Here is a 25,344-nt window from a genome sequence, read left to right as displayed (position 1 = left end):
ATAATGCATTTCAAATAATCTTTGGAGGTAAAAATTGATCTGGTTTACTGAGTATCAAACACCAAACACAGGATTGACTGTAAAAGTTAAAGAAGCTAAAACAGTGAAATCAAAGTATCAGGAAATCTTGATCTTAGATACTTATGAGTATGGCAAAATGCTTGTTTTAGATGGTGCAGTTCAAACAACAGAAAGAGATGAGTTTATATATCATGAGATGCTTACACATCCTGCCTTGATAAAACATCCAAATCCAGAAAGAGTTCTTGTTATTGGTGGTGGTGATGGTGGAACAATTAGAGAAGTTTTAAAACATCCATCTGTTAAAGAAGCTCATTTATGTGAAATTGATGAAGAAGTTATAAAAATTTCAAAAGAGTATCTTCCTACAATTTCATGTGAACTAAACAATCCAAAAGTCCAAGTTTTTGTAGAAGATGGAAATAAGTTTTTAGATGAAAGAAAAAATTATTATGATGTTATACTGCTTGACCTGTCCGACCCAGTAGGTCCTGCAGAAGCTTTGTTTAAAAGAGAGTTTTATACTAAGGTTAAAAATGCACTTAGAGAAAATGGAATAATGGCAGCACAAACTGAATCTCCATTTTTACAAGAGCTTTATTTTAAGACAGCTGTAAATGAGATTAAGCAAGTATTTAAATACTTTGGAACCTATTTAGCATTTATTCCATCATATCCAGCTGGAATGTGGAGCTTTACGTTGGCGTCCGATGATGTTGATATTTTAAAGTATGAGGAAAGCGAGTTTGATAAGATTAAGGATTTGAAAACAAAATATTTTTGTGATAAAATATATGCTTCTTTATTTTCAATACCAAAATTTGTATCAGATTTAATTAAATAATCGAGAGGTGAGAAATTGGCAAGAGAGGTTTTAGACTTAATCGCAAAAAGAGCATCAGAAAAGACAAATATTAAACTTTACGGAAGAAGTGTAGAAAGGGTGTTGGCCGGTCTTTTAACAACATCAGATTTTTGGAAAGTTGTAGACTTAGCTGACCAACCGGTACCGGCGACAGCGGAAATAGTAAGACAACTTGTAGCTGAAGGCATCGCAAAAATAGAAAACGATGAAATCTTATTAACAGAAAAAGGTTTTAATCTCGTAAAAGAGTTAAAAATACCACCGGCGGTTGATTATTCTTGTAAAGCTTGCGAAGGTAGAGGTATACCATTCTATGCAAATTTAGATTGGTATCATACATTTTTACAAGTTACAAAGGATAGACCGAAAGCAATTCAAGAGTATGACCAAGGCAGCGTTACACCGGAAACTACTGTATCAAGAGTTTTATTCTTAGATTCAAGAGAAGATTTAAGAGATAGAGATATTCTTGTTATGGGTGCTGAGGATGATTTAACAGGTTTGGCTGTAGCTTTAACAAGACTTCCAAGAAGAGTTTTAATCTTGGATATAGATGAAAGGTCTATAGATTTTGATAACAGAATCTTTAAAGAACTTGGTATAGACAATGCAGAAGCTATAAGATTTGATTTAAGAAATCCATTCCCGGAAGAATGGCTGAAATCTTTTGATGTATTTATCACAGACCCGCCAGAAACATTAAAAGCATTTAAAGCATTTATTGCAAGAGGTATTGCAGCGTTAAGACAAGAGGGTAGTGTTGGATACTTTGGATTAACATTAAGAGACTCTTCTATTACAAGATGGCATCAATTCCAAAAAGCTTTAATAAACGACTATGGAATGGTTATTACAGACATAGTTCAAGACTTTAACACATACATGAACTGGGACTATCATGCTGAGACAAAAGCTCAGGAAGTAGCACCGGTTAATAAAGTTCCAACAGATATATGGTATAGGTCTGCATGGGTAAGAATGGAAGCATTACCAGGCTTTAAAGGTGAAAACGTTCAAATCACTGACGAAGTTTTCAGGGAGTTATACTTAGACGAAGAGGGTTCAACTACTTAATATAATTTTAAACAAGGGGCGATTTACCGCCCTGTTTCTTAATGATATATTTCACATATCTTATCTAAACTTTCTATTTGGATTGTGGAGTGGGTTATACCTTTTTCTTTTAAGAATTTTTCTAATTTTTCAAGAACTTCCATAGATCTATCCATGTCTTTGACAACTATATGTCCGGTAAAATAGACATCCTTGGAAGATAAAGACCATACGTGAATATCGTGAATTTCTATAATTTCATCAAATCTATTTTTTATTTCATCTATCAATTCATGCAGATTGATATTAGATGGGGTTGCTTCCATTAAAACCTTGTAGCTTTTTTTTCAAAATGGGAAAAGTTTCTTTAAAGATGTAAATACTGAAAATTAATGATAAGATTGGGTCAATGATGCTTATTTGAAAAAGATAGATAAAAATTCCGCCAATCACAACAGACAAGGATAACAATGCATCACTCAAAAGATGAATATAAGCAGCTGCAATGTTTATATCCTCATGATGGTGGTGGTCATCTTCTTCATGGTGGTGATGATGTTTTAAAATTAATGCTGATACTAGATTTACTATAAAAGCTATAAATCCAAAGATTATGACAAATAAACCTTTAACTTCTTCCGGATGAATCAATCTAAGCGTAGCTTCATAAATAATAAAAATTAACGTTATTATTAAAATTAAACTGTTTACAAAGCCGGCCATAGATTCAGCTTTTAAAAAGCCAAAAGTCATCTCTAAGGTTGGTTTTTTTGACAAGGCTAAAATGGCAATCAAGCTGACAATTAAAGAAATAACATCTTGAAAGTTGTGAATTGCATCAGTGATTAAGGATGTTGAGTTTGAATACAAGCCAAAAATAACTTGAATTATGACGATTAAAATGTTTAATACTATTGCAATTATTAGCTGGTTTTTGTTTTGATTTATATCTCTTTCTTTCAGTTTATTTTCTATGTAAACCATTTCAAACCTTTGTGATTACATAAGCGTACAGATTTCCATTAACTTTATCTTTGACTGTTTTGTAAGCTTCCAATAATGTTGCACCTGTTGTTAAAATGTCATCAAAAATAAGCGTATTTCCATCTATTTTGTCAACAGTTAATTTAAAGCTATCTTTTAGATTTTCAAACCTTTCTGCTCTATTTAACTCAACCTGTAGTTTTGTCTCTTTGATTTTTATCAAATAATCTTTTATGAGATATTTTGGAAATATGTAAGTTAAAATTTCCTTTAAATGATTAAATCCTCTTTCTTTTAATTTTTTGTTTGATATAGGAATGTATAAAATATTTTGTACTTGGTTTTGTCTGACGAACTTTTGAAAGTCTTCTTTAATGATTTTTGCTATATCGTAAGCTAAATTTTTATACTTACCAAACTTATACTCTCTAAGAATCTCTCCAAATTCATAATAATCTGTAAAAGCTTCTATGTAAGAATATTTTCTATCATATTTACATTCTTCACATATTGGATAGGTGTTTTCTCCAGACTTTCCGCAGCTTCTACAAAAGAAGCTTTCGCTTTTTTCAAATTTTGATAAACAATCATCACAAACAATGTTTTGGTTTGTAAATATAAAAGGGTCACCACATAAAACACATTCTCTTGGAAAAAGTGCGTTAAATAATAGCTTAAATTTACTTAACCAATGGTAATCCTGATGCTTTCCACTCAAATAATCCACCTTTTAGATTGTATACGTTTTTAAATCCGGCTTTATCTAATATCTGGCTTGCGATCGCACTTCTATGGCCAGACCTACAGTATACAAGAATTTTTTTATCTTTGAAGTTATTAAGTTTATCTAATTGTTGTCCTAAAATTTGGACAGGAATGTTGATTGCATTACTTATATGTCCTTCTTGGTACTCTTGTGGTGTTCTGACGTCGAGAATTATCACGTTTTTCTCTTTTTGCATCATTTCATAAAACTGCTTTGCGTTTAGGTCTTGGTATGCAAAAGAAAATCCGAAAATTAATAAAATTGTTAAAAAAACCTTTCTTATCATTCTTCATCCACCTCCACTTTTATTCCTACTTCTTTAAGCTGTTTTTCTGAAACATAATCCGGTGCTCCTGTTAGCGGGCATATTCCTTTTTGTGTCTTAGGGAATGCGATTACGTCTCTTATGCTTTCGCTTCCTGTCATAAGTGCTAAAATTCTATCAAGACCAAAAGCTAATCCCCCGTGTGGTGGTGCTCCGTAGCTTAAAGCTTCTATTAAAAACCCAAATTTTTCTTTTGCCTCTTCTTCTGAAATGTTTAAAAGCTGGAATACTTTTTCTTGTATATAAGGCGTATGTATTCTTATTGAACCCCCACCTATCTCCTCACCATTTAAAACCATGTCGTAAGCTTTTGATTTAAAACTAAGCGCAATTTCTGGATTGTTTAATGCTTCGTCCAATCTATCTATATCTTCGTCTTTTGGACTTGTGAACGGATGGTGTATTGCAACAAGTCTGTTTTCTTCTTCGTCCCATTCAAAAAGTGGAAAATCAACTACCCATAAAAACTCTAATCTGCTATTGTCTATTAGATTCATTTTTTCTGCTATATGCTTTCTTAAAAATCCTAAAACTTTGTGAGTAATATCTTTTTTATCTGCAATAAATATTAGCAAGTCTCCATCTTTTGCGTCCATAAGACTAAATAACTTTTGTTTTTGTTCTTCCGTGAAGAATTTTAGGATTGGAGAAGTAGCTTCTCCATTTTCAAGCTTAACCCATGCCATTCCTTTGGCACCAAACTTTTTAGCGTATTCTGTAAGCTCATCAATTTCTTTTCTTGAAAATTTAGACCCACCTTTAATGTTTATACCTTTTACAAGCCCGCCGGATTTTGCAACATCGTTAAATACTTTAAATTCTACTTCTTTTGCTAAATCCGTAATATCTATAAGCTCTAAACCATATCTTAAGTCAGGCTTGTCTGTTCCGTATTTATTTATAGCTTCTTCGTAGCTCATTCTTCTAAAAGGAATTTTTATATCAATTCCAAGAACTTTTTTGTATACATACTGAATTAAAGATTCTGATAAAGTCATCACATCATCTTCTGTTACAAAAGACATCTCTAAGTCTATTTGTGTAAATTCTGGCTGTCTGTCTGCTCTTAGGTCTTCATCTCTAAAACATTTAGCTATTTGGAAGTATCTTTCAAGTCCTGCAACCATTAAGATCTGTTTAAATAGCTGTGGTGATTGTGGAAGTGCATAAAATTTGCCTTTTTCTAATCTTGATGGAACTAAAAAGTCTCTTGCTCCCTCAGGTGTTGATTTTGTAAGCATTGGAGTTTCTACTTCAATAAATCCATTCCCAGCTAAAAACTCTCTTACCGCTTGATATACTTCGTGTCTTAATATTATGTTTCTTTGCATAGATGGTCTTCTTAAGTCTAAATATCTGTACTTTAATCTAACTTCTTCGCTAACTTTTATGTTATCTTCTATTGGAAAAGGTAAAGCCTTGGATGTGTTTAAGATTAAAAGCTCTTCAGCAGCTACTTCTATGTTTCCTGTTTTCATTTTAGGATTTTCTGTACCTGCAGGTCTTCTGTTAACTCTACCTCTCACACCGATAACGTATTCTGATTTAAGTTTTTTTGCTTTATTGTATAACTCTTCTCCAATTTTTGATGGGTCAAAAACTACTTGAACTATACCCTCTCTGTCTCTGAGATTTATAAAAATAACTCCGCCATGGTCTCTAACAGTGTCAACCCAACCAAGAAGTCTAACTTCATCACCTATATTTGATTCGTTTAAATCTCCACAGTAGTAATCTCTTTTAAATTCTCTAAGCTGGTCTATCATAAAACCTGGCCAACCAAACTGTACAAACTGTAAAAAAGTATAAAAATCAGTTTGTACAGCTTGGGTTGGGGTATTTGTATTCCGCCATTTCAGACACTTCCGACCCCAACAGGCGGTATTTTGGAAGTGTCCTATTAGCCGCTGCTATCCAATCCCTTAAAATTATAACACGTTTCAAGCAGAAAGCTAAGGCTATGGAAAGAACTTGCCAGCTTTTATATCTACCTGCAGGCAGACCCCTCATCTGCTGATTCCATTGGTTGATAGGTTTTTGGGTAACTCTTTTGCTCTTTCCACTTTTTAAACGTTCAACGTGAAACGTTCAACGTGAGAAGTGAGACGTGTTTTTGTAGTGTTTTTAAGTTTTTTCTTAATTTTGCTAATGTGCTTTTTAGTTTATCTCTCTTGTATTCGTTTTTCTCTTGTTTTAGCTTTTGTTTTAGTTTTTGGTAATTCCTCAATTCATTCCACCTAAACATTTATACAAACTATCATCAATATTATCCCTAAGGTTATACCTAAATTCAAGCTCTTTTAGATAGTAGATAAAATTATCCTTACTTACACCATGAAATTTTAGTAGCCTCTTTCAGCAGATACATCCTTCACTATCTCAACTTTGACCTTTCCATTTCTTTCAAGAATTCCAAACACAGAAATTTTATTCTTTGCTCCTCTTTCTCTACTGCCTTTCCTTTTTCCTCCAAAATAGCTTTCATCCATTTCTACTTCTCCTGATAAAAGCTGGTCATCTTTTGAGACAAATTTGTATATACACTGTCTAAGTTTTGTATAAATTTTGTGCATAGTATTGTAAGCTAAATCAAGCTCTTTATGAGCAGCAGCTTCAAGGATGAATAGTTTTACAGCCAATATAAATTTAGAGAATGGAATTTTTAAATCTTCAAGAATACTGTCTTTTCTAACACTTCATTCTCTTAAAAATTCTTCTGCTTTTTCTTCTGATGATGCTATCTGTAGTAATTCTACTAAATTCATGTTTTACCTCCTATACTACTTACTACTTATTATTATAGCATAGGTGGATTATTTTGAGTAATTACATAAAACCAAACCCACAAGTAAATAGAGCTCTGACATAGATTTAACAGTAATTTCATCTCACATAAAGCTTGAAATTCAAGAAGAGCTTGAAAATCTGCCAACTTTATATAAAATAGATTTCATTGATTTTAACGAAGTTGATGATGATTTTAAAAAGTAGCAAAGCAAGTTGTAGAGTATTTATACCCATGAAGTTAGAAAAACTTACAAAAGATTTAGAAAAAATTTTATTAAAATTAGAATTAGAAGAAAAATACGGCATTATTTGCAAATCTCCAAAAGGTTGTATAAGAGAAGTATTTACCCAAGGACTGATTGAATACGATGATTATTGGCTAAAAATAGTGGATTTACGTAATAGCACGGTCCACATATACAGCGAGTATATGGCAGATGAAGTTTATGAAGAGCTTCCAAAAGTATTTGTATACCTAAAAACACTTTATAACAAGATGAGAGAATGAGAGAAAGAGATTTAGAAAGTTTAGAGTATAGAAAGTTTTTAAACCTACTTTCAAGCTATACCCATAACGAGATAACGAAAAATAAGATAAACAATCTAAAACCTATTACAAACAGAGAGTTTTTAGAGAGAGAAATAGCAAAAGCATCTGAGTTTGAATCTGTCTTTTTAAAGGAAGGATATTTTCCGCTATCAGAATTTCCTGACATTACCCAAGCAATAAACCTTGCAAAGGTTGAAGATAGTATTTTATCTCCTAAAGAGATTTTTGAAATCGGAGAAATTTTACGAGTAGTTAAGAATGTAAAATCTTTTTTATCAAACCATACTCTAAACCATCTTAAAAAGCTGTTTCAAAATCTTACTCCGCTTAGAGAGCTTGAAAAGTTTATCACAGACAGCATAGACTCAGACTTTACTGTAAAAGACAGTGCAAGTAAAGATTTAGCAAGGATTAGAAAAGAGATTAAAGAAGTTGAAAAGCTTATAAATAATCAGCTTGAAAAAATCTTGAATAATCCAAACTACCAAGACGCAATCCAAGAAAAGCTTATCACCTTAAGAAGAGATAGATTTGTCATTCCTGTAAAGTATAACTTTTCCCATAGAATAAAGGGCATCATTCAAGACAGGTCTTCTTCGGGAAATACGGTTTATGTAGAACCATTTGAAGTAGTACCGCTGAACAACAAACTCACAGATTTAAAACTCCAAGAAAACTTAGAAATTAGAAAAATACTGAAATTCTTAACAGACATAATTAGAACAAAAATTAACTTTATCTCAAACTCTTTTGATGCTTTGATTGAGTTTGACATCCTCTACACAAAAGCTAAATTTTCAAAAGCTTTTAACTGCAGATTTCCACAGATAGGAGAATCATATCAGCTTTACAATGCAAAACATCCTATATTCTTACTTAAAGAAAAGCCATTTATTCCAATAGATATTTTACTTGACGAAAAGAGAGGATTGGTAATTACAGGACCAAATACAGGCGGAAAGACAGTAGCATTAAAAACAGCAGGACTTTTATCTTTAATTTTTCAATCAGCCATAGCAATACCTGTTGATGAAGGAAGTAAAATTCCAATCTTTAACGGAATATTTATAGACATTGGAGACTATCAAAGTATAGAAGAAAATCTATCTACATACTCAGCACATATTAAAAACATAAAAGAGATGTTAGATTTAGCAGATAAAAACTCTCTTTTACTATTTGACGAGCTTATACCAGGAACAGACCCTGATTTTGCATCAGCCATTGGTATAGCAATTTTAGACTATGTAAAAGAAAAAAACATAAGAGTAATAGCAACTACACACTTAAAGAAAATAAAAGCTTATGTATTAAACAACGATTACTTTAAAATTGCAACAGTTGGATTTGACAAAGAAACCTTAACACCAACTTATAAAATTTATTACAATGCAGTAGGCGAAAGTATGGCGTTTTACATAGCCCAAAAGCTAAATTTACAAGAAGAAATCATAGAAAAAGCTAAGTCTTTAATATCTAAGGATTTACTAAATTTTGAAGAATTAGCATCTAAATTTTCAGCGTTAATATCAGAATATGAAGAAAAAATTAAAGAGATAAACCAGTTAAAACAGCAGTTAGAATTGGAAAAAGCAAAATACGAAAACTTAGCAAAACAGCTTGAAAAAGACAAAAAAGAAAAATGGAAAGAAAGCTTAAAAGAAATTCAAGATTTTGTAGAAAAAATAAGACAGGAAGGCTACGAAGTCTTAAAAGAAGTAAAAGAAAGACAAACCGGAGCACCATTAGAAAAATTTGTCAAAGAAAAGAAAGAAATTAAGATAAAAACAGAAGAAGAATCTAAGGCAGAAGAGATCAAAGAAGGTGATGTTGTAAGAATAAAAGGAAAAACTCAGGAAGGAACGGTTATTGCCATCAGAGAAGATAAGGCCAATGTAAACTTTGGCGGGATAAAAATATGGCTACCTTTAAGTCAGCTTGAAAAAAGACCACAAAAAGAAGAAAAAACAACCTTTAAAATAACCAAATCAAAAACAGATATAACCCCATCTATCAATCTAATTGGCAAGACAAAAGAAGAGGCTATAAAAGAGTTAGAAAGGTACATCGATAAAGTAATTCTTGAAGGCTATGCTACCTTTAAAATAATCCATGGTTATGGAACAGGTGTTTTAAGAAATGCAGTAAGAGAGTACTTAGACAAACTTCCGTTTAAGCTAAAATACGAAGATGCACCATATCACGAAGGTGGTCTTGGAGTAACCATGGTTAGATTTGAAGAGTAGAGGGATAGAGTTTTTGATTTATTATAAGATTAATATTATAATTGAGACACGTCGGGTGAGAAATTCAACAAAAACATGAGATTCTTCGCTTCACTCAGAATGACAAATAAGGTTATCCTTCTTTTAACACTTATCAATCAACCTTTTCCTGTCATCCTGAGGCCGTAAGGCCGAAGGATCTCATTTTTAAAATTCTATAAAAACCGCTAATTTCTCACCCAAGGTATTATAAGATTAATATTATAATTGAGACTGTCCAAAAATTTTCACAATTTAATTGTAATATCATATAAAATTGTACCCAAAAACTTAAAAATTGGTGAGATTTTTATGAAAAGAAACTGGAAAAAATATAATAAACAACTTGTAAAGCGCGGAGAGATAATAATTGATGAGGATATATTTTTAAGTGAAAACACTTTACCATTCTCTTAAAATCCTTAGTGCAGAGTTAAAATTCCAAACTTTAGAACTAGATTTTCTAACTTAGAGTCTAAAATTAAAGAAGTATTTAAAACATCAGGTATAAACTTGAAGGTGTTCCAAAATTCTCGTAAGCTTACCTTTCCGTGTCATCCTGGTGACGTAAGGCCAAAGGATCTCCTCTTTTGATTTTTGACTTGAAAAGAAAAATAGGAGCTTCTTCGCTTCGCTCAGAATGACTATGTGGATGTTTAGAGCAGCCTCGAAAATGCATTTAGAAATTTGAAAGAAAAAGGTAAAAGAATTTTTAAAGTACTTGCAGATAAAGGATATGATGCGCGAGATTTCTATGATTTTATCAAAATAATAGGTGCTATTGCTGGAATTATACCAAATTCAACGGAGGTTTGTAGAGAACATCAAAACCGAGATATTTTTAAAAGCTATGCTTATTAATAGGTTTTTAACAATGAATAATTATTAGCGTGGTGTATAATTAATTAAAGAAAAGCAATAAAACGTATGCAGAAAAAATAGGCTATTCTATGATTTTCTATTATTGGACAAAGCAATTTTATAAAAACCGCTAATTTCTCACTTAAGTATTTAATTTGTCAAAAATTCACAAAATTATATCATAGGTGGGGTTTATGAATTTTGGTATCTGTGATTAAACTTACTCTCATTCGTCTGCTTTTTTGATATGTATATTTGCTGTGATTTTGGTCAGACTTATAACCTTGTTTTATTTGAAAATTTATATATAATAAGCTATACTATTAAAGCTACTTCATTAAAAATTTTACAGGAGGTATGTTATGAAGGTAAAAGTTCAAGTAGACAAAGACCTTTGCACAGCTTGCGCACTCTGCTATGACGAAGTTCCAGAAGTTTATGAAGATTCTGGAGATGGAATTGCACAAGTTAAAGCTGAAGTTGGTGGTGATGGTGCTATCATCGAAGGCGATTTAGCTCAAAGAGTATTAGAAGTTACAGAAGAATGCCCATCCGGTGCATTAGTAACGGAAGTTATTGAAGAGTAATATAAATTTTTGAAAGGGGGCTTTAAAGCCCCTTTTTTATTTTACTTTAATTTATCCTCAGGAATAGAAACTCTAACAACGCCTCTAAAGTCCCCATCTTTATAACCCATAGCCATATCTGTAGGATATAAAGTCTTAATCTTTTTGACAAGGTTTGGGTCCATTAATGACGGGTCGCCATGACATGTTAAGCACAAACCTTCTACCTTTAGAGGTTTGTAGTACCTGTAAACTATTTTATTATCTTCTTTTATAGCCTGAACATAGTAAGCCGGCATTTTACCTGATTTGATTGCTTCTTCAAAGTACTTTAATGCTTCTTCTTCATATTTATCCGGTTTGTTAGCCGGGTTTCTGTATTTAAAAGTAGTTCTTTTTACGCTATAACCTGTCTCATTTTCTATTTGCTTTGTCAAAGTCATAGCTTTTTTAGAACAAACTTCTACTGCTTGGTCTGGTCCACCTTGTTGCATTGCATTTAAAAGCTCACCTTTTAATGTTTTAAGTAATTTCATAGATGTTGCTTCACCAATTTCTTTTATTTTTGGCTCTTTTTCTTGTGGTACTTGAACTGTTTGCGTTGTTGTACAACTAAGCAATAACCCAGCTGCCACTAGAAATGATAATTTTTTCATCTTTCCACCTCCTTTAAAAGTTTTTAAGTATAAAATAATCCATATGCCTGTTAAACGTCAGGTAAGATATTCAATAAAAGTATGAGATTCTTCGCCGGCTGCAGAATGACAAATAAGGTAATTGTTAACATGCTTTCCCTTTCTCTGTCATCCTAAGGACGTAAGTCCGAAGGATCTCCTTTTTAAATTGTATAAAAATTACTAATTTCTCACCAAAAGTATTTAAGTATAAAATAATCCATTCTTTTTGGCTTCTTCAATGATAAAAAACATCTCTTGGTCGCTTACTTGATGGAAATCTTCATAAAACGTACCTACTGCAAAAAAGGAAGAATCTGATTTTTCATAGCAAAATACATCATCAAAATATTTCTTTACTCTCGGAATGCTATCTGTCGGACATACTGGAATAGCAAGGTATACATTTTTTGCACCTTTATTTTTTACGTACATCGCTGCAGCTATTGCTGTATATCCTGTAGCTATTCCATCATCAATTATAATAACATCTTTACCTTCTAAGCTTGACTCTTTTTCGTTTAGATATTTTATAATTCTGTTTTTTATCTCTTTTACTGCATTTTCTCTTACAATTTCAAGCTCTGAAGAGGATACTCCCATATATTTCATATAGACTTCATCTATTACTTGACTTGCGTCTGGTGCAATTGCTCCAAATGCTGCTTCAGGCTCACGAAGAGGAGCTAATTTCTTAGTAATGACCAACGAAAATGGTATCCTAAGCTTTTTAGAAACTTCATAAGCAACCGGAACGCCTCCTCTTGGAATGGCTAAAATAACAGTATTTTCCTTATCAAAGTCGTATTTCTTTAAAAGCTCGCCAAGTAATCTTCCCGCTTCTTCTCTATCTCTAAACATTTTAAAAGTCCTTTAAATCCTCTAATTTGCTTAATTTTTCTTCTGAGCTGAGCCATTTATCAACAACCGGTATGTCATTGCCTTGTATTTTTCCTTTAGCTTTGTCAATCTTGATCAGCAGTGGAATTTTTGTCATATTTCCAAGAATTATAGCTTCTCCTGGGTTAAGGGATGGCAGGTATTCCATAAGCTCAGAGGATAATGATTCACTTGCGCTTTGAACGTGCTTTTGGTCTTCTGGTTCGACAAGTTTTAGTATTATCATGTTGTTCATCTGAGATAAAATTTCTTTATCTAAACCTTTTGGTCTTTGTGTAACAACGCATAATCCAAGTCCAAACTTTCTACCTTCTCTTGCTATTCTTGTCATCCAATATTTAGAGTCTGTATCAGATTTAACGCCTGCAAGAATATGGGCTTCTTCAACAACGATTAAAATTGGGTTTGGAATTTTGCTATCACTTCCTCTTACTGCTTTTTTTCTTTCTATTAAAGAATGTTTTAAAATGTTAGATGCAAGAGCATCTGCTACTTCTTCATCAACTTCTGAAAAGTCAAAGACATTTACCATGCCAGGTCTTATGTTCTCTATAAGGTCTTTTGCGCCAATTTTTATTATATGACTTAAGTCTACCATCGTATCTTCTATTTTATTCATAACTTCATAAAGAGATTCTTCTCTGATTTTACCTTTAAATGGAGATGATTTTTCTTCGTCCGTCCAGCTTTCAAGCTCACCAATCAACCTGTCAAAAAAACTTTCAGTCTCTACAAACCTTCTCCAATCATCGCCCTTTTCATCTTTCAAGTCTCTTAATACTTTATCAACCGCATATTTAAAGTATCTATACTGAGTAGTTGCATTTTCCCTAATTCCTATTAGCTTTGCAAAATCTTTTTTATCAAGGGTAGTTGGGTCAACGAGAGGTTTTATAACATTTACAACATTTTTTCCATCTCTTCTAAATTCAGCTCTTGTATACTCTCCATGAAAATCAAACACAACAACAGTTCCTTTTAAATTAACTATATTGTCAAGTAGTACCGATACTGTGTTAGACTTTCCTGCTCCTGTGATTGCAAGAATTGCAAGATGCCTTAAAACTATTTGATTAATATCAATATACACATTTACATCTTCTGCTTCACTTAAAAGCTTTCCAATTTTTATATAATTTTTTCCTTTTGAGCCAAAGAGCTTTTCTAATATTTCTTTTGGTGGTTTTAAAACTTCTGATGCCGGAAGAGGGGGTGTCCTTTGAAATTCGAGAGTTATTCCGTTATCTCTTTCTGCGATTTTTCCAAGAATCTGAATTTCTCCTTTAACCTTTGTCTCGTTTGAACTTTCTTTTATCAATCTGTCAATTTTTTCATAATTTGGAATATCTTCCGGAATATATTTATTTTCCCTTTCAACTTTATTAATCATTCCAAGAAGTCTTATTTCTTCATCACCATCAAAGTATTTTAAAATCACAAACTGACCAAGTCTGAGTGGTTTATTAGATAAAAAGTTAACTCTGTTTGGTTTTGTAGAACCTACAACTATTCCAAGCTTTTCCATTTTTTACCCTTATCCTTATTTATTTTGAAATTATAGCATAAAGTATGTATTTATTAAACATACGTCGGGTAAGAAATTCAACAAAAGCATGAGATTCTTCGTCGGCTGCAGAATGACAGGATTTTTATTTCTTTGTCATCGTTCTGAGGACTTTAGTCCGAGGGATCTCCTTTTTAAATTCTATAAAAACTGCTAATTTCCCACCCAAGGTATTGTTAGGATTAAAGTTTAATAAAAATATTGTTATAGAAATTCTTTTTTTCAGCATGATATAAAATATAATCAATCACTATTTCAGCAGGGAGGATTTAATGAAAGTTTTAATAGTAGAAGATGATAAGAACTTATCAAAACTCATTGCAAAACGTTTAAAAGAAGAAGGATATGATGTGGTACAAGCCTATGATGCAGAAGAAGGTTTAAATTACGCAAATTATGAAGACTTTGACATAATAATCCTTGATTTGATGCTTCCTAAAATGTCTGGATTTTATATTATAGAATCTCTTAGAAACAAAAAAATAAAAACACCTATTCTTGTATTAAGCGCAAAAGATAGTGTAGAAGATAAAGTTAAAGGATTGTCCTTGGGAGCTGATGATTACTTAACAAAACCTTTTAGCTTTCCAGAGTTGTTGGCAAGAATCCAAGCCCTTGTTAGAAGAAGTAAAGATATAGATGAAATTTCAAAATTAAAATACCATGACTTGACTATGGATTTACTTAAAAAAGAAGTTTATAGAGGAAATAAAAAAATAGACCTAACAGCAAAAGAGTATGAACTTTTAAAATATCTTATGGAAAATGCTGAAAAAATAGTAACAAGAAACATGATACTTGCCAACGTTTTTGATATAGATTTTGATATAGAGAGCAATGTGGTAGATGTTCAAATACACAGATTAAGAGACAAAATAGATAAAGGATTTGATAAAAAGTTAATTCATACAGTTCGCGGCTTTGGTTATGTTCTTAAAGCTAACTAAAACTGTCAATAAAATTGGAATTAAAATAACACTCCTATATTCAACTTTACTTTTACTATCATTAATAGCTTCATTTTTTACAGTTTACTCATTTTTTGAAATCTATCTTGATGATAAAATAAAACAAGAGATTACAGAAAAGGCAAAATCTTATAAAATTCTATTCAAGCAGGAAGGGATAAATGGACTGAAAAAGCAAATCCTAAAAGAAGCTGAAATTATAAATAATAAAGATGAATTTTTTAAAATCTACGATAATAAAGGTAGTATTATATTAAACACAAATACACTTATTCATACACAAAATATAGTGATAAACTTAGAAAACTATAAAAAACTAACTCCGGATAAATATGAAATTGTATCCTTAGATGACTTCCATATCATCATCTATAAGCTCTCTCCAAAATACACGTTAGTAATCGGAAAATCTAAACATGATAAAAACAGGCTTTTGAACAGACTCTTAAGCATCTTCTATAATTCTGGAATTATTGTGTTTTTATTATCATTAATTGGTGGATTTTTAATAGCAAACTCAATCACAAGAAAAATCAAAAGAATTTCAAACACTGCAAAAGAGCTATCTACCAGTATGAAATTAGAGAAAAGAGTTCCTGTTTCTCAAGCCGGAGATGAGTTGGATGATTTAGCAGTAGTTATTAATAATCTTTTAGATAGAATAGAAATTCTTGTAAAAACCTTAAAAGAAACTACAGAAAGCATAGCCCACGACCTTAAAACACCAATCGCAAGAATAAGAGCGGCATCTGAAAACATGCTAATGAAAAACAAAGTCAGTAAAGAATGTTCAGATTTATTAGTCTATATCATTGAAGAAACAGAGTCTTTAAATCAAATGATAGCAGACCTTCTTACTATCTCAAAACTTGAATCCGGAACATTTCAGCTCTCAATGGAAAAGGTAAACTTATCAAAAATTATCAAAAATTTATATTCATTGTTTAAAGACTATGCACTAACAAAAGGAATAAAAATAGAAATGGAAGTAGACGAAGATATCTACATTTTGGGTGATGAAAAATATCTTAGCAGAGCAATAGCAAATTTATTGGATAATGCCATTAAGTTTAATAAACAAGATGGAAAGATTTTCATAAAGCTTAAAGAAATTGAAGACAAAGTAATACTAATTATTTCTGATACAGGGATAGGTATTCCGGAGGATAAATTAGATAAGATTTTTGATAAGTTTTATAGAGCTGATGAAAGCCGGGGAATATACATGGGAAGCGGCCTTGGTTTAAGTCTTGTTAAGGCAGTTTTAGATAGACACTCGGCAGAAATTAAGGTATTTAGCAAAGAAAATGAAGGAACAACTTTTGAGATTACTTTTGGCAAAATTACAAATTTGTAATCTTTATTTAATATTTGTGTAATTTTATTAGAATAAAATATTTGGTGATAAATTAAAAAGGAGGTTATAAGGAATGAAAAAATTAGTACTTGGAACAGTAGCAGCTGTATTATCAACATCTTTACTTTTCAGCTGCCAAAAGAAAGAAGAACAACAACCAGCTGAACAACAAGCAGCTCCAGCTGCACAACCAGCAGCTCCAGCACCAGCTGAACAACAACCAGCTCAACAAGCTGCACCTGCACAAGGTGGAGAGCAACAAGCTGCACCAGCAGGAGAGCAAAAACCAGCTGAACAACAAGCAGCTCCAGCAGGCGAACAAAAACCAGCTGAACAACCAGCTGTACCAGCAGGAAAATAATTTTATTAAAATTTTTATAGGAGGTGTAACATGAAAAAATTAGTATTATCAGCACTCTCAGTAGCAGTGTTCGGAATGGGATTCGCAGCAATGGCTGAAGAAAAAGCAGCAGCTCCAGCAGAAGGAGCAAAACAAGAAGCAGCAGCTCCAGCTAAAGAAGAGAAAAAAGCTCCAGCTAAAAAAGTTGTTAAAAAGAAAAAAGCTGCTAAGAAAGTAGAAAAGAAAGAAGAAAACAAACAATAATCTCTTCAAGGGGGGGCAAAAGCCCCCTTTTTTATTTTAAATCCTTTTTAAACAAAACGTCTAAGTTTCACACTTAAAATTCATTTATGAACAAGTAATTCTTGTACTAAACAATCATTGTTTTTCTAAAATAAGCTTACTCACGAGGCTGTCCCAAAAATCAAAATTGTCATTCTGAGCGAAGCGAAGAATCTCATGTTTTTCTTTTCAAGTCAAAAAATCAAAAAAGAGATCCTTCGGCTTACAGCCTCGGGATGACACGGAAAGGTAAGTTTACGAGAATCTTAGAACAACCTCGCTTACTCACGATGATATTAGAAAGGATAATAAATTCTTTGTTGGTTGAAGGGAGAAAATACAATTCTTTTTCTGATCTTTAATAACCAGTCCGTGTTTCATTATGACAGCTTTAATCTAAAAGTCTCATTCTAAATTTTGTAAAAATTTCCAATTTCTCATTTCCAAAGTTTAATAATTTGCTTACTCTATCATTATGAATAACTTTTTTAACATTTCACTTCTCACATCTTATTACTCAATCTACAGCAACATAAACTATATGATAAAATATCATTAAGCATAGATTTACAAGGAGCTTTAAATTTGATTAAATTTTTAACTTTTATATTAACGAGTCTTTTTTTAGCTTCCTGTCAAAAACTACCGTCAGAAGCATACTTTATAGACCAAAATAAAATTGAAGGAAAAGTTATAGTTGATGATAGTTTAAAAGATAAATGTAAAGGGACACTGTTTTTAATAGTTAGAAAAGGTGTTTCTCCGCAGCCTTTAGCTGTAAAGAAGATTAAATTTAACGATAAAGAATACAAATTCAAGCTTACACCTGCTGATGTTATAATAGAAGATTTGTATAAAGAATTTAACGGAGAGCTTATTGTTTATGCAAAGGTTTCAAAGTCCGGAAATCCTATGGAAAGCTCCAACAGCTGTGAAAGTGAACCAATAGTAGTAAAATCCGGAAGTAAAAACGTAGTTATTAAAATAAATAGATACTTGGAATAAAAAATGAAAGCCATTATAATCATTACAGGTTCTGAATTTGTTCAAGGAAGAAAGCAAGATAAAAACGGCTTATTTATAGCAAAAAATCTTTTTGAAAGAGGCGTTGACGTTCAAGGTATAATCATCTCTCCAGACTCTAATTACGAATTAGTAAATTATATAAAGTTTGCTTTAGATAGGGCTGATTTAGTTTTTATTTCCGGTGGACTTGGACCAACAACAGATGATAACACAAGAATAGCTGTTTCAGAAGCAATAGGAGTTCCATTAATATACAGCGAAGAATGGTTAAATAAATTAAAAGCATATTACAAATCAAACAATGTAGAGATAACAGAAGAAAGAAAAAGTATGGCAAAGATTCCGTATGGTTCTGCCATTATTGAAAATCCAGTTGGTAGGGCGGTAGGATTTATAAAAGTTTTAGATGATGTAAAAAAAGCAGTTATAGCTCTGCCGGGTGTTCCATCAGAAATGGAGCCAATGTTTTATAAAGCACTTGAGATGCTTAATATAATTGAGAAAAAAAGATACACAAAGCTTTTTAGAGTTTTTGGAATAAAAGAGCCTGATTTAAACTATCTTCTAAATGATATGAAAGATTTAAGCTATAACTTTTCTCCAAAAGGTATTGATGTATTTTTATATGATACAAATTTTGAAAGTTTTAAAGAAAAAGAGAAAAAAATAAAAGACAGGCTTGGTACTTTTATATATGCAGAAGATAATTTAGAGATGGAAGAAGTAGTCGGTAAGCTACTTAGAGAAAATAAAAAGACTGTTGCAACGGCTGAGTCTTCTACGGGTGGATTGATAGTTTCCCGTCTTGTTAACGTGCCGGGTTCTTCTGAGTATGTTTTAGGTGGAATTGTTTCTTATGCCAATGAGGTTAAAATCAATTTGTTAAAAGTAAATGAAGAAGATATTAAAAATTTTGGTGCTGTTAGTGAGCCTGTTGCAAAGCAGATGGTCGAAGGAGTTAGAAATTTAATAAATTCTGATTTGGCTGTAAGCGATACAGGGATAGCAGGTCCATCCGGCGAATCTCCTGGCAAGCCTCTTGGCCTTCATTATATAGGTTTTACAGATGGTAAAGAAACAAAGGTTTATAAAGAGATTTATCAAGGAAGTAGAAATGATGTTAGATTATACATTTCTCAGTTTGCATTAAATTTAATTCGACTTTATTTAATCAGTAATAGCTAACCTCAAATCTATTTCTTCCTTTGCTTTTGGCTGCATAAAGAGCTTCATCTGCTTTATTTATTACATCTAATTATCTAAAGATTGAGACTGTTCTAAAAATTAACGTTGTTATTCTACAATTTCAGGCTGGCACAAAATGATAAAGAAAGTGAAATGCATATCTCGAGAATTACAACTTCTTTGAAATCTCATCATAAACGATTTTTACTATCTCATCGTAGCTTTTATTTTCTGGATACACAGGTTTTAAAAATTCTACTGATATCTTGAAAGGACTTGGAAGAGATTTATATATCGGAAGACTTTCAAAGGCACCTTTTATTACTACTGGAACAACCGGAGTGTCTAACTCTTTTGATAAAATAGCAAAACCTTTTTTAAACGGTAGTAATTTACCATCTCTTGTTCTTGCACCTTCTGGAAAAATAACAACGTTTTTCCCATTTTTAAGAGCATAGGCTGATTTAATCAATGAGCCTTTTAAATCTTTATTAACGTTTACAGTTATGATATTAAAATTTCTCGCAATCCACCTTCTAAATGACGTATTAAAATAAGCCTCTTCTGCTAAGAAGTACGTTTTTTTAAGTATGTGGTTTGGAAGGGATGCAACGATTAAAAATCCATCGAGATAGCTTTGATGGTTTGGAGCAAATATAACTGGCTGATTTGGAATATTTTCTATACCTTTTATTTCTAAGTTGTTATAAAGCTTGAAATACAGCTTTAAAATTGGTTTTATGATTGTCAAATATCCTTCTTTTAATTCAAAGCTTACCGGCCCGCTTAAAATCTTCTTCCAATCTGTTTCTGAAATTTCTATCTTTTGTTTTTTCTCATCTATAAAGCATGACAATTTTTTAACGGTTGGATTTTCTATTAAATCCTTTTCATCAAGCTTTATTCCAAATGTGCTTTCTATGAATGTTAAAAACTCTATTTTTCCAAGAGAATCAAGCCCAAGGTCTATCTCTATGTGAGAGTCCGGACATACGCTTAGATTCGTGTATTTTTCTAAGTATTCTTTTAAGATATTGTAAGTTTGAGTTTTTGGCTCTTCTTTGACTGCTGGCTTTTCTTGTTTTTCAAGAAATTGATTAAGCATAAATCTTCTGATTTTTCCAAGCCTTGTTTTTGGAAGTTCGGTATTTACAATCTTAAAACCGCCAATTTTTTTATAGCTGACGGCAGTTTGATTGTATTTATCAATCACATTCCATTTTATTGTCTCTTCAAGGTTTACAATGTTTCTTTTCTTTACAACTTCAAAATCTGGATAAATAATAGCAAAAAGCTGATTATCTTTTTGAATTACTGCTATCTCTTTTACAATATCAAAATTTTTAAGAATTATGTTCTCTATTTCTTCTGGGTTGATGTTTTTTCCATTTGGTAAAACTATGATCTCTTTTTTCCTTCCTGTTATATAAAGATAACCTTCTTCATCAAGATATCCAAGGTCTCCCGTCATAAAATAGCCATTTTTAAATGCTTTCTTTGTTTCTTCAATCTTATTTAAATATCCAGCAAAAACATTATCACCTTTAACAAGAATTTCATCGTCTTCTATTTTTACTTGTACACCTTCTATTGGCTTTCCTGCCGAGCCAAGTTTAATTTTGTATGGTGGATTGAATGATACGATAGGAGACGTCTCTGTTAGTCCATATCCTTCAATAATCTTAAATCCAAGAGCATGAAAATCTTTTGCAATATCTAAATCAAGCTTTGCACCACCTGAAACAAAATACTTTATATTTCCACCAAAAATATCATGCACTCTTTTAAAAACTATTTTACTAAGTGTTTGGTTGTTAATTTTTTTACAAAGTTTAAAAACTGTTTTTATAAAAAAATCTTCGTTGATTTTATCAAAAATCCTTTTATGAAAAAGAGCATACAGCCTGGGTACGCCTATAAGAATAGTAATCTTGTATTTTTTTAGCTTATCTAAAATATCCTGTGGAGATAGCTCATCAAGAAAAACAATCGTAGCACCAAGATGAAGAGGTATGAGCACGGAAACCATCAAAGGATAAGAATGATGAAATGGTAGTATCGCAAGGGTTGAATCTTGAGAGTTTGCAATCTCTACTTTTTCTATGCTTTTTATGTTAGATAGTAGATTTTTATAGCTAAGCATTACACCTTTCGGCTGTCCTGTAGTTCCGGAAGTGTAGAGTATTACAGCTAAATCTTCTTCAAGCTTTTTATATTCTTTATTTTCAAAAATCTGACTGCTAAAATCAATCTCTTCAAAAACCAAAACTTTAATATCATAATCAAGCTTTAGCTTCACATTTAAAACTTTTTCTTTATTATTTTTAGATGTAAAAATGCATACTGGCTTGCTGTCGTTTAGTATGTAAAAAAGTTCATCTTCTGAAGACATAAAATCTATCGGGACGTTTACTCCACACCTTTCCCAAACTGCAAAAAAGGCATAGATCCACTCTGGTCTATTTTCGCTAAAAATAGCTACTTTATCTTCTGGGTTTATATCTAATATATTTGAATATTTTTTTATATTTTCTGATAAAGATTTATAGCTTATCTCCTGACCGTTGTGTATTAAGGCGGTCTTTTCTAAGGGCTTTATATTTATCATATTTCTTCCATATGCTATAATTTTTAAGCACTAATTATTATTACACAAAGAGGTTTATTTATGAAGTATATGACAGCTGATGAAATAAGGCAGAGCTTTTTAAAGTATTTTGAAAGCAAAGGACATACAATCGTAAAATCTGCATCAATCATTCCTGAAAATGACCCAACCCTATTATTCGTTAACGCCGGAATGGTTCCGTTTAAAAATGTATTCCTTGGACTTGAAGAAAGACCGTATAAAAGAGCCGCATCGTGTCAGAAAGTTTTTAGAGTATCCGGAAAACATAACGACCTTGAAAATGTAGGATACACACCAAGACACCATACATTTTTTGAGATGCTTGGAAACTTTTCATTTGGTGATTACTTTAAAAAAGAAGCCATTGAGTTTGCTTGGGAGTATCTGACAGAGCATTTAGAAATTCCAAAAGAAAAACTTCTTGTATCTGTATTTGAAGAGGATGATGAAGCATTTGAAATTTGGAATAAACACATAGGACTTGATGAAAGCAAGATAAAAAGAATGGGCTATAAAGACAACTTCTGGTCAATGGGTGATACCGGACCGTGCGGACCAAGTTCAGAGATTTACTACGATAGGGGCGAAAAATTCGGAAATCCGGAGTTTGGAGCAGAAGATGATTTTAGATATTTAGAGATATGGAATCTTGTTTTTATGCAGTACAACAGAGATGAAAAAGGCGTCTTACATCCACTTCCAAATCCAAGCATTGACACAGGCATGGGGCTTGAAAGAATAGCATCAGTCTTACAAGGAGTTGATAGTAACTACGATACAGACCTATTCAAGCCAATCATCCAATTTGCAGAAGAAGTATCAGGAAAAGAGTACGGGAAGAATGAAAAAGATGATATAGCAATGAGAGTTATAGCCGACCATTTGAGAGCCATCACATTCCTAATTTCTGATGGAGTTTTACCGGCAAACGAAGGAAGAGGCTACGTTTTGAGAAGAATAATAAGAAGAGCTTTAAGATACGGAAAAAATCTTGGCATAGAAAAGCCGTTTTTGTATGAAGGGGTTGATGTTGTAATTGAAAAAATGAAAACTGCATATCCGGAGCTTATACAAAACAGAAGCTTTATAAAAACAATCACAAGATCAGAAGAAGAAAAGTTTATAAAAACTCTAAAAAGGTCAATGGATATTCTCTATCAAATGATAGAACAGGCAAGAAAAGAAAACAGAAGGCATTTAACAGGTGAAGAAGCATTCAAGCTTTATGATACATACGGATTTCCAATAGACCTAATGGAAGAAATATTAAAAGATGAAGGATTTACTTTTGATTTGATAGAATTTCATAATCTGTTAGAAGAGCAAAAAGAAAGAGCAAGAAAAAGCTGGAAATCTCAAAGCAAAGAGATTAAGCCGGTATATTTAACGCTTAAAAACAAACTTCCGGAAAACCAATTTGCTGGATACGAGACATTAACATCTGAAAACTCAAAGGTATTGGCTATCATAAAAGGAGACCAGCTGGTAGACGCTGTAAAAGAAGGGGAAGAAGTTGAGATAGTGCTTGATATCACGCCTTTCTATCCAGAAAAAGGTGGACAAGTTGGAGATAGAGGAATCATAGAGGGTGATGAGTTTTTATTTGAAGTATTAGACACACAAACGCCGATAGATGGCTTGATTGTTCATAAAGGAAAGGTTCTATTTGGAAGTGTAAAAGAGGGAGCATATGTAAGGGCTAAGGTTGATAAAGAAAGAAGAGAAAATATAATGAGACATCACACAGCAACACACCTTTTACACGCAGCTTTAAGAAACATTCTTGGAGACCACGTAAAACAGGCTGGCTCCTTAGTATCAGATGAATATCTAAGATTTGACTTTACACACTTTGAAAGCCTGACAGACGAAGAGCTAAAAGCCGTTGAAGAGCTTGTAAACAGAGAAATAATGAAAAATGAAGAAGTTGTATGCCAAGAGATGCAATACGAAGAAGCTTTAAAATCCGGTGCGATGGCTATTTTTGAAGAAAAATATGCAGATGTTGTAAGAGTAATATCTGCCGGTATTTCTAAGGAGTTATGCGGTGGAACTCATGTAAAAAGAACAGGAGATATTGGATACTTTAAAATCCTTTCAGAATCTGCAGTATCATCCGGAACAAGAAGAATAGAGGCAGTAGCTGGAATTAAAGCAGTAGAAAAAGGCTTGCAAGAGCATTACATAATAAAAGATTTATCAAGACTTTTAACAGCAAAAGAAGACCAACTTTTAGACCGAGTATTAAAGCTGCAAAATCAGATAAAAGAGAAAGAAAGAGAGATAGAAAACTTAAGAAAAAAACTTGCTTTATCAAATATTAATGAAAATTTAAACATCATTGAAAAAGAAGGATTTAAAGTTGCTTATGTATCAGTTGAAAATCTAAATCCAAATGAATTGAGAGAAATCGCAGACCATTTAAGACAAAAGCTTGGAAAATCTGTAATTCTGGTTGCATCAAAAGACACTGAAAAACAAAAAGTTAACTTTGTTGTAGCAGTATCAAAAGAGTTATCAGAAAACTATAAAGCAGGCGATATCGTTAAAAAAGTTGCTTCTGCCGTTGGTGGAAGTGGTGGCGGAAGACCAGACTTTGCACAAGGTGGAATAAATGACACATCTAAATTAAGTCAGCTTTTTGAAGAATTTAAAAAAAATTTTAGCTAAGGAGGTATTTTTATGCAAGGTGATCCAATGGGTGGTTTAATAAGTGCTATAATATGGATGGTTTTATTTGTTGGTATATTCTATTTTTTAATTTTAAGACCACAGCAACAGCAGAGAAAAAAACATGAGGAGTTTTTAAAGAACCTAAAAAAAGGTGATAAAGTAATCACAACCGGCGGGATTATTGGAGAGATAAAAAACATTGAAGAAAAAACTATTTCATTAAAAGTTTGTGAAGGCTGTATAATAAAAGTTTTAAAGCCATCAATAGCTTCTTACTATCAAGAGGAAGCAGCATCACAGGAAGAAAAGGGATAGGGTTTAAGGATTTAACTTAATGAGTGACTTGCAGCCTCACGACCAATTTTTTAAACAGATGTTTTCTGAGCCAAAGAGAGTTAAGAGCCTGCTTGATATATTTTATCCAGAGCTATCTCAAAAGATAGACTTAGAAAGTATAAGATTATTAAACAGTGAAAAATACTCACAGAAGATTGGAAAATCACTTCTTGACCTTTTGTATGAATGTAAAATAGAAAACGAAAAAAGCTTTTTAAGAATCATCTTTGAACACAAATCATACATAGATAAAAACCTACCAAGCCAGCTTTTATACTATAATGGCGTATTATGGGAAGAAACGGGAGAGTATGAAGAATATCCACCAATAATTAACATTGTCTTGTACCATGGTAAAAGAAAATGGA

Annotated in this window: 26 protein-coding genes and 1 pseudogene; 15 read left to right on the top strand and 12 right to left on the bottom strand. The window is 32.1% G+C overall.

Going from position 1 to position 25,344, the window contains the following annotated elements; translation table 11 throughout:
* Positions 1-34 precede the first annotated feature (34 nt).
* Both speE and Q0929_RS03580 read left to right on the top strand, forming a co-directional pair.
* A complete protein-coding gene (speE, locus tag Q0929_RS03585; RefSeq protein WP_299238208.1) occupies positions 35-865 on the top strand; it encodes a polyamine aminopropyltransferase in 831 nt (276 codons plus the stop codon).
* A gap of 15 nt (positions 866-880) precedes the next feature.
* Positions 881-1,960 carry a bis-aminopropyl spermidine synthase family protein gene (locus Q0929_RS03580; protein WP_299238207.1) on the top strand — a complete coding sequence of 360 codons (1,080 nt, stop codon included), beginning with the start codon at positions 881-883 and terminating at the stop codon, positions 1,958-1,960.
* A 38-nt stretch (positions 1,961-1,998) separates the two neighbouring features.
* Here Q0929_RS03580 and Q0929_RS03575 read toward each other — a convergent pair whose 3' ends face one another.
* From Q0929_RS03575 to Q0929_RS03540, 8 genes and pseudogenes are all read right to left on the bottom strand, one after another.
* The gene (locus Q0929_RS03575) at positions 1,999-2,265 is read right to left on the bottom strand and encodes a hypothetical protein (RefSeq protein ID WP_299238206.1); all 267 of its coding nucleotides are present in this window, start codon (positions 2,263-2,265) and stop codon (positions 1,999-2,001) included.
* Positions 2,246-2,923: a cation diffusion facilitator family transporter gene (locus tag Q0929_RS03570; protein WP_299238205.1), complete on the bottom strand. Its 678-nt coding sequence runs from the start codon at positions 2,921-2,923 to the stop codon at positions 2,246-2,248. Before Q0929_RS03570 ends, Q0929_RS03575 begins: the two co-directional genes overlap by 20 nt.
* Before the next feature lies 1 nt (position 2,924).
* Positions 2,925-3,650 (bottom strand): double zinc ribbon domain-containing protein, encoded by a 726-nt coding sequence (locus Q0929_RS03565; RefSeq protein WP_299238204.1) that lies wholly within the window; start codon positions 3,648-3,650, stop codon positions 2,925-2,927.
* Positions 3,604-3,975, bottom strand: coding sequence for a rhodanese-like domain-containing protein (locus Q0929_RS03560; RefSeq protein WP_299238203.1), 372 nt, complete (start codon positions 3,973-3,975; stop codon positions 3,604-3,606). The genes Q0929_RS03565 and Q0929_RS03560 overlap by 47 nt, the downstream gene beginning before the upstream one ends.
* Entirely contained in the window at positions 3,972-5,780 is a 1,809-nt protein-coding gene (gene aspS / locus Q0929_RS03555) for an aspartate--tRNA ligase (RefSeq protein ID WP_299238202.1), read from the bottom strand. The genes Q0929_RS03560 and aspS overlap by 4 nt, the downstream gene beginning before the upstream one ends.
* 46 nt (positions 5,781-5,826) lie before the next feature.
* On the bottom strand, positions 5,827-6,024 hold the full coding sequence (locus tag Q0929_RS03550; protein ID WP_299238201.1) for a hypothetical protein: 198 nt from the start codon (positions 6,022-6,024) through the stop codon (positions 5,827-5,829).
* Positions 6,025-6,088: 64 nt separating this feature from the next.
* Positions 6,089-6,241: a hypothetical protein gene (locus Q0929_RS03545; protein ID WP_299238200.1), complete on the bottom strand. Its 153-nt coding sequence runs from the start codon at positions 6,239-6,241 to the stop codon at positions 6,089-6,091.
* Positions 6,238-6,521 (bottom strand): annotated as a pseudogene (locus Q0929_RS03540) (transposase); the annotation flags it as partial. The pseudogene Q0929_RS03540 and the gene Q0929_RS03545, both read right to left, overlap by 4 nt.
* A 464-nt stretch (positions 6,522-6,985) precedes the next feature.
* Between Q0929_RS03540 and Q0929_RS03535 the strand changes: the two are divergent.
* The 4 genes from Q0929_RS03535 (at position 6,986) to Q0929_RS03520 (ending at position 11,063) form a co-directional block, all read left to right on the top strand.
* The gene (locus Q0929_RS03535) at positions 6,986-7,309 is read left to right on the top strand and encodes a nucleotidyltransferase substrate binding protein (protein WP_299238199.1); all 324 of its coding nucleotides are present in this window, start codon (positions 6,986-6,988) and stop codon (positions 7,307-7,309) included.
* Complete coding sequence (locus tag Q0929_RS03530; RefSeq protein WP_299238198.1) at positions 7,306-9,597, top strand: endonuclease MutS2; 2,292 nt, start codon at positions 7,306-7,308, stop codon at positions 9,595-9,597. Before Q0929_RS03535 ends, Q0929_RS03530 begins: the two co-directional genes overlap by 4 nt.
* Before the next feature lie 705 nt (positions 9,598-10,302).
* Entirely contained in the window at positions 10,303-10,476 is a 174-nt protein-coding gene (locus tag Q0929_RS03525) for a hypothetical protein (RefSeq protein WP_299238197.1), read from the top strand.
* 362 nt (positions 10,477-10,838) lie between these two features.
* Entirely contained in the window at positions 10,839-11,063 is a 225-nt protein-coding gene (locus Q0929_RS03520) for a ferredoxin (protein WP_299238196.1), read from the top strand.
* Between the two features lie 41 nt (positions 11,064-11,104).
* Here Q0929_RS03520 and Q0929_RS03515 read toward each other — a convergent pair whose 3' ends face one another.
* The 3 genes from Q0929_RS03515 to Q0929_RS03505 form a co-directional block, all read right to left on the bottom strand.
* Positions 11,105-11,698: a DUF3365 domain-containing protein gene (locus Q0929_RS03515; protein ID WP_299238195.1), complete on the bottom strand. Its 594-nt coding sequence runs from the start codon at positions 11,696-11,698 to the stop codon at positions 11,105-11,107.
* 222 nt (positions 11,699-11,920) lie between these two features.
* Positions 11,921-12,577 carry a phosphoribosyltransferase family protein gene (locus tag Q0929_RS03510; protein WP_299238194.1) on the bottom strand — a complete coding sequence of 219 codons (657 nt, stop codon included), beginning with the start codon at positions 12,575-12,577 and terminating at the stop codon, positions 11,921-11,923.
* Between the two features lies 1 nt (position 12,578).
* On the bottom strand, positions 12,579-14,141 hold the full coding sequence (locus tag Q0929_RS03505; RefSeq protein WP_299238193.1) for an ATP-binding protein: 1,563 nt from the start codon (positions 14,139-14,141) through the stop codon (positions 12,579-12,581).
* Between the two features lie 311 nt (positions 14,142-14,452).
* Here Q0929_RS03505 and Q0929_RS03500 point away from each other — a divergent pair, with 311 nt between their 5' ends.
* From Q0929_RS03500 to Q0929_RS03475, 6 genes are all read left to right on the top strand, one after another.
* On the top strand, positions 14,453-15,127 hold the full coding sequence (locus Q0929_RS03500; protein ID WP_299228869.1) for a response regulator transcription factor: 675 nt from the start codon (positions 14,453-14,455) through the stop codon (positions 15,125-15,127).
* Positions 15,108-16,505: a HAMP domain-containing sensor histidine kinase gene (locus Q0929_RS03495; RefSeq protein ID WP_299238192.1), complete on the top strand. Its 1,398-nt coding sequence runs from the start codon at positions 15,108-15,110 to the stop codon at positions 16,503-16,505. The genes Q0929_RS03500 and Q0929_RS03495 overlap by 20 nt, the downstream gene beginning before the upstream one ends.
* A 73-nt stretch (positions 16,506-16,578) precedes the next feature.
* The gene (locus Q0929_RS03490) at positions 16,579-16,866 is read left to right on the top strand and encodes a hypothetical protein (RefSeq protein WP_299238191.1); all 288 of its coding nucleotides are present in this window, start codon (positions 16,579-16,581) and stop codon (positions 16,864-16,866) included.
* Positions 16,867-16,896: 30 nt separating this feature from the next.
* The gene (locus tag Q0929_RS03485; protein ID WP_299238190.1) at positions 16,897-17,109 is read left to right on the top strand and encodes a hypothetical protein; all 213 of its coding nucleotides are present in this window, start codon (positions 16,897-16,899) and stop codon (positions 17,107-17,109) included.
* Between the two features lie 603 nt (positions 17,110-17,712).
* Positions 17,713-18,132 (top strand): hypothetical protein, encoded by a 420-nt coding sequence (locus Q0929_RS03480; protein WP_299238189.1) that lies wholly within the window; start codon positions 17,713-17,715, stop codon positions 18,130-18,132.
* Between the two features lie 3 nt (positions 18,133-18,135).
* Positions 18,136-19,338, top strand: coding sequence for a nicotinamide-nucleotide amidohydrolase family protein (locus Q0929_RS03475; protein ID WP_299238188.1), 1,203 nt, complete (start codon positions 18,136-18,138; stop codon positions 19,336-19,338).
* Between the two features lie 169 nt (positions 19,339-19,507).
* Here the strand turns inward: Q0929_RS03475 and Q0929_RS03470 are convergent, their stop codons facing one another.
* Positions 19,508-21,946 carry an AMP-binding protein gene (locus Q0929_RS03470; protein WP_299238187.1) on the bottom strand — a complete coding sequence of 813 codons (2,439 nt, stop codon included), beginning with the start codon at positions 21,944-21,946 and terminating at the stop codon, positions 19,508-19,510.
* Between the two features lie 60 nt (positions 21,947-22,006).
* On the opposite strand from Q0929_RS03470, the gene alaS reads away from it, so the two are divergent.
* The 3 genes from alaS to Q0929_RS03455 all read left to right on the top strand — a co-directional run.
* A complete protein-coding gene (gene alaS / locus Q0929_RS03465) occupies positions 22,007-24,637 on the top strand; it encodes an alanine--tRNA ligase (protein ID WP_299238186.1) in 2,631 nt (876 codons plus the stop codon).
* Between the two features lie 12 nt (positions 24,638-24,649).
* Positions 24,650-24,955 (top strand): preprotein translocase subunit YajC, encoded by a 306-nt coding sequence (gene yajC / locus Q0929_RS03460; protein ID WP_299238185.1) that lies wholly within the window; start codon positions 24,650-24,652, stop codon positions 24,953-24,955.
* 19 nt (positions 24,956-24,974) lie between these two features.
* Positions 24,975-25,344, top strand: a 370-nt coding sequence (locus Q0929_RS03455) for an Rpn family recombination-promoting nuclease/putative transposase (RefSeq protein ID WP_299238184.1), incomplete at its 3' end; no start/stop codon positions are given.

Source organism: Sulfurihydrogenibium sp., from assembly GCF_028276765.1.
Taxonomy (GTDB): Bacteria; Aquificota; Aquificia; order Aquificales; family Hydrogenothermaceae; genus Sulfurihydrogenibium.
This window is presented reverse-complemented; position numbering and strand designations above follow the sequence as displayed.

What these genes read in the sequence shown, in the direction of transcription:
- Q0929_RS03530 (WP_299238198.1), top strand. Translation starts at nt 7,306, where the DNA reads ATGAGAGAAAGAGATTTAGAAAGTTTAGAGTATAGAAAGTTTTTAAAC.
- Q0929_RS03560 (WP_299238203.1), bottom strand. Translation starts at nt 3,975, where the DNA reads ATGATAAGAAAGGTTTTTTTAACAATTTTATTAATTTTCGGATTTTCT.
- Q0929_RS03510 (WP_299238194.1), bottom strand. Translation starts at nt 12,577, where the DNA reads ATGTTTAGAGATAGAGAAGAAGCGGGAAGATTACTTGGCGAGCTTTTA.
- Q0929_RS03490 (WP_299238191.1), top strand. Translation starts at nt 16,579, where the DNA reads ATGAAAAAATTAGTACTTGGAACAGTAGCAGCTGTATTATCAACATCT.
- aspS (WP_299238202.1), bottom strand. Translation starts at nt 5,780, where the DNA reads ATGATAGACCAGCTTAGAGAATTTAAAAGAGATTACTACTGTGGAGAT.
- Q0929_RS03485 (WP_299238190.1), top strand. Translation starts at nt 16,897, where the DNA reads ATGAAAAAATTAGTATTATCAGCACTCTCAGTAGCAGTGTTCGGAATG.
- alaS (WP_299238186.1), top strand. Translation starts at nt 22,007, where the DNA reads ATGAAGTATATGACAGCTGATGAAATAAGGCAGAGCTTTTTAAAGTAT.
- Q0929_RS03550 (WP_299238201.1), bottom strand. Translation starts at nt 6,024, where the DNA reads ATGAGGGGTCTGCCTGCAGGTAGATATAAAAGCTGGCAAGTTCTTTCC.
- Q0929_RS03535 (WP_299238199.1), top strand. Translation starts at nt 6,986, where the DNA reads ATGATGATTTTAAAAAGTAGCAAAGCAAGTTGTAGAGTATTTATACCC.
- Q0929_RS03470 (WP_299238187.1), bottom strand. Translation starts at nt 21,946, where the DNA reads ATGATAAATATAAAGCCCTTAGAAAAGACCGCCTTAATACACAACGGT.
- Q0929_RS03475 (WP_299238188.1), top strand. Translation starts at nt 18,136, where the DNA reads ATGAAAGCCATTATAATCATTACAGGTTCTGAATTTGTTCAAGGAAGA.
- Q0929_RS03570 (WP_299238205.1), bottom strand. Translation starts at nt 2,923, where the DNA reads ATGGTTTACATAGAAAATAAACTGAAAGAAAGAGATATAAATCAAAAC.
- Q0929_RS03575 (WP_299238206.1), bottom strand. Translation starts at nt 2,265, where the DNA reads ATGGAAGCAACCCCATCTAATATCAATCTGCATGAATTGATAGATGAA.
- Q0929_RS03500 (WP_299228869.1), top strand. Translation starts at nt 14,453, where the DNA reads ATGAAAGTTTTAATAGTAGAAGATGATAAGAACTTATCAAAACTCATT.
- Q0929_RS03505 (WP_299238193.1), bottom strand. Translation starts at nt 14,141, where the DNA reads ATGGAAAAGCTTGGAATAGTTGTAGGTTCTACAAAACCAAACAGAGTT.
- Q0929_RS03495 (WP_299238192.1), top strand. Translation starts at nt 15,108, where the DNA reads ATGTTCTTAAAGCTAACTAAAACTGTCAATAAAATTGGAATTAAAATA.
- yajC (WP_299238185.1), top strand. Translation starts at nt 24,650, where the DNA reads ATGCAAGGTGATCCAATGGGTGGTTTAATAAGTGCTATAATATGGATG.
- Q0929_RS03520 (WP_299238196.1), top strand. Translation starts at nt 10,839, where the DNA reads ATGAAGGTAAAAGTTCAAGTAGACAAAGACCTTTGCACAGCTTGCGCA.
- Q0929_RS03515 (WP_299238195.1), bottom strand. Translation starts at nt 11,698, where the DNA reads ATGAAAAAATTATCATTTCTAGTGGCAGCTGGGTTATTGCTTAGTTGT.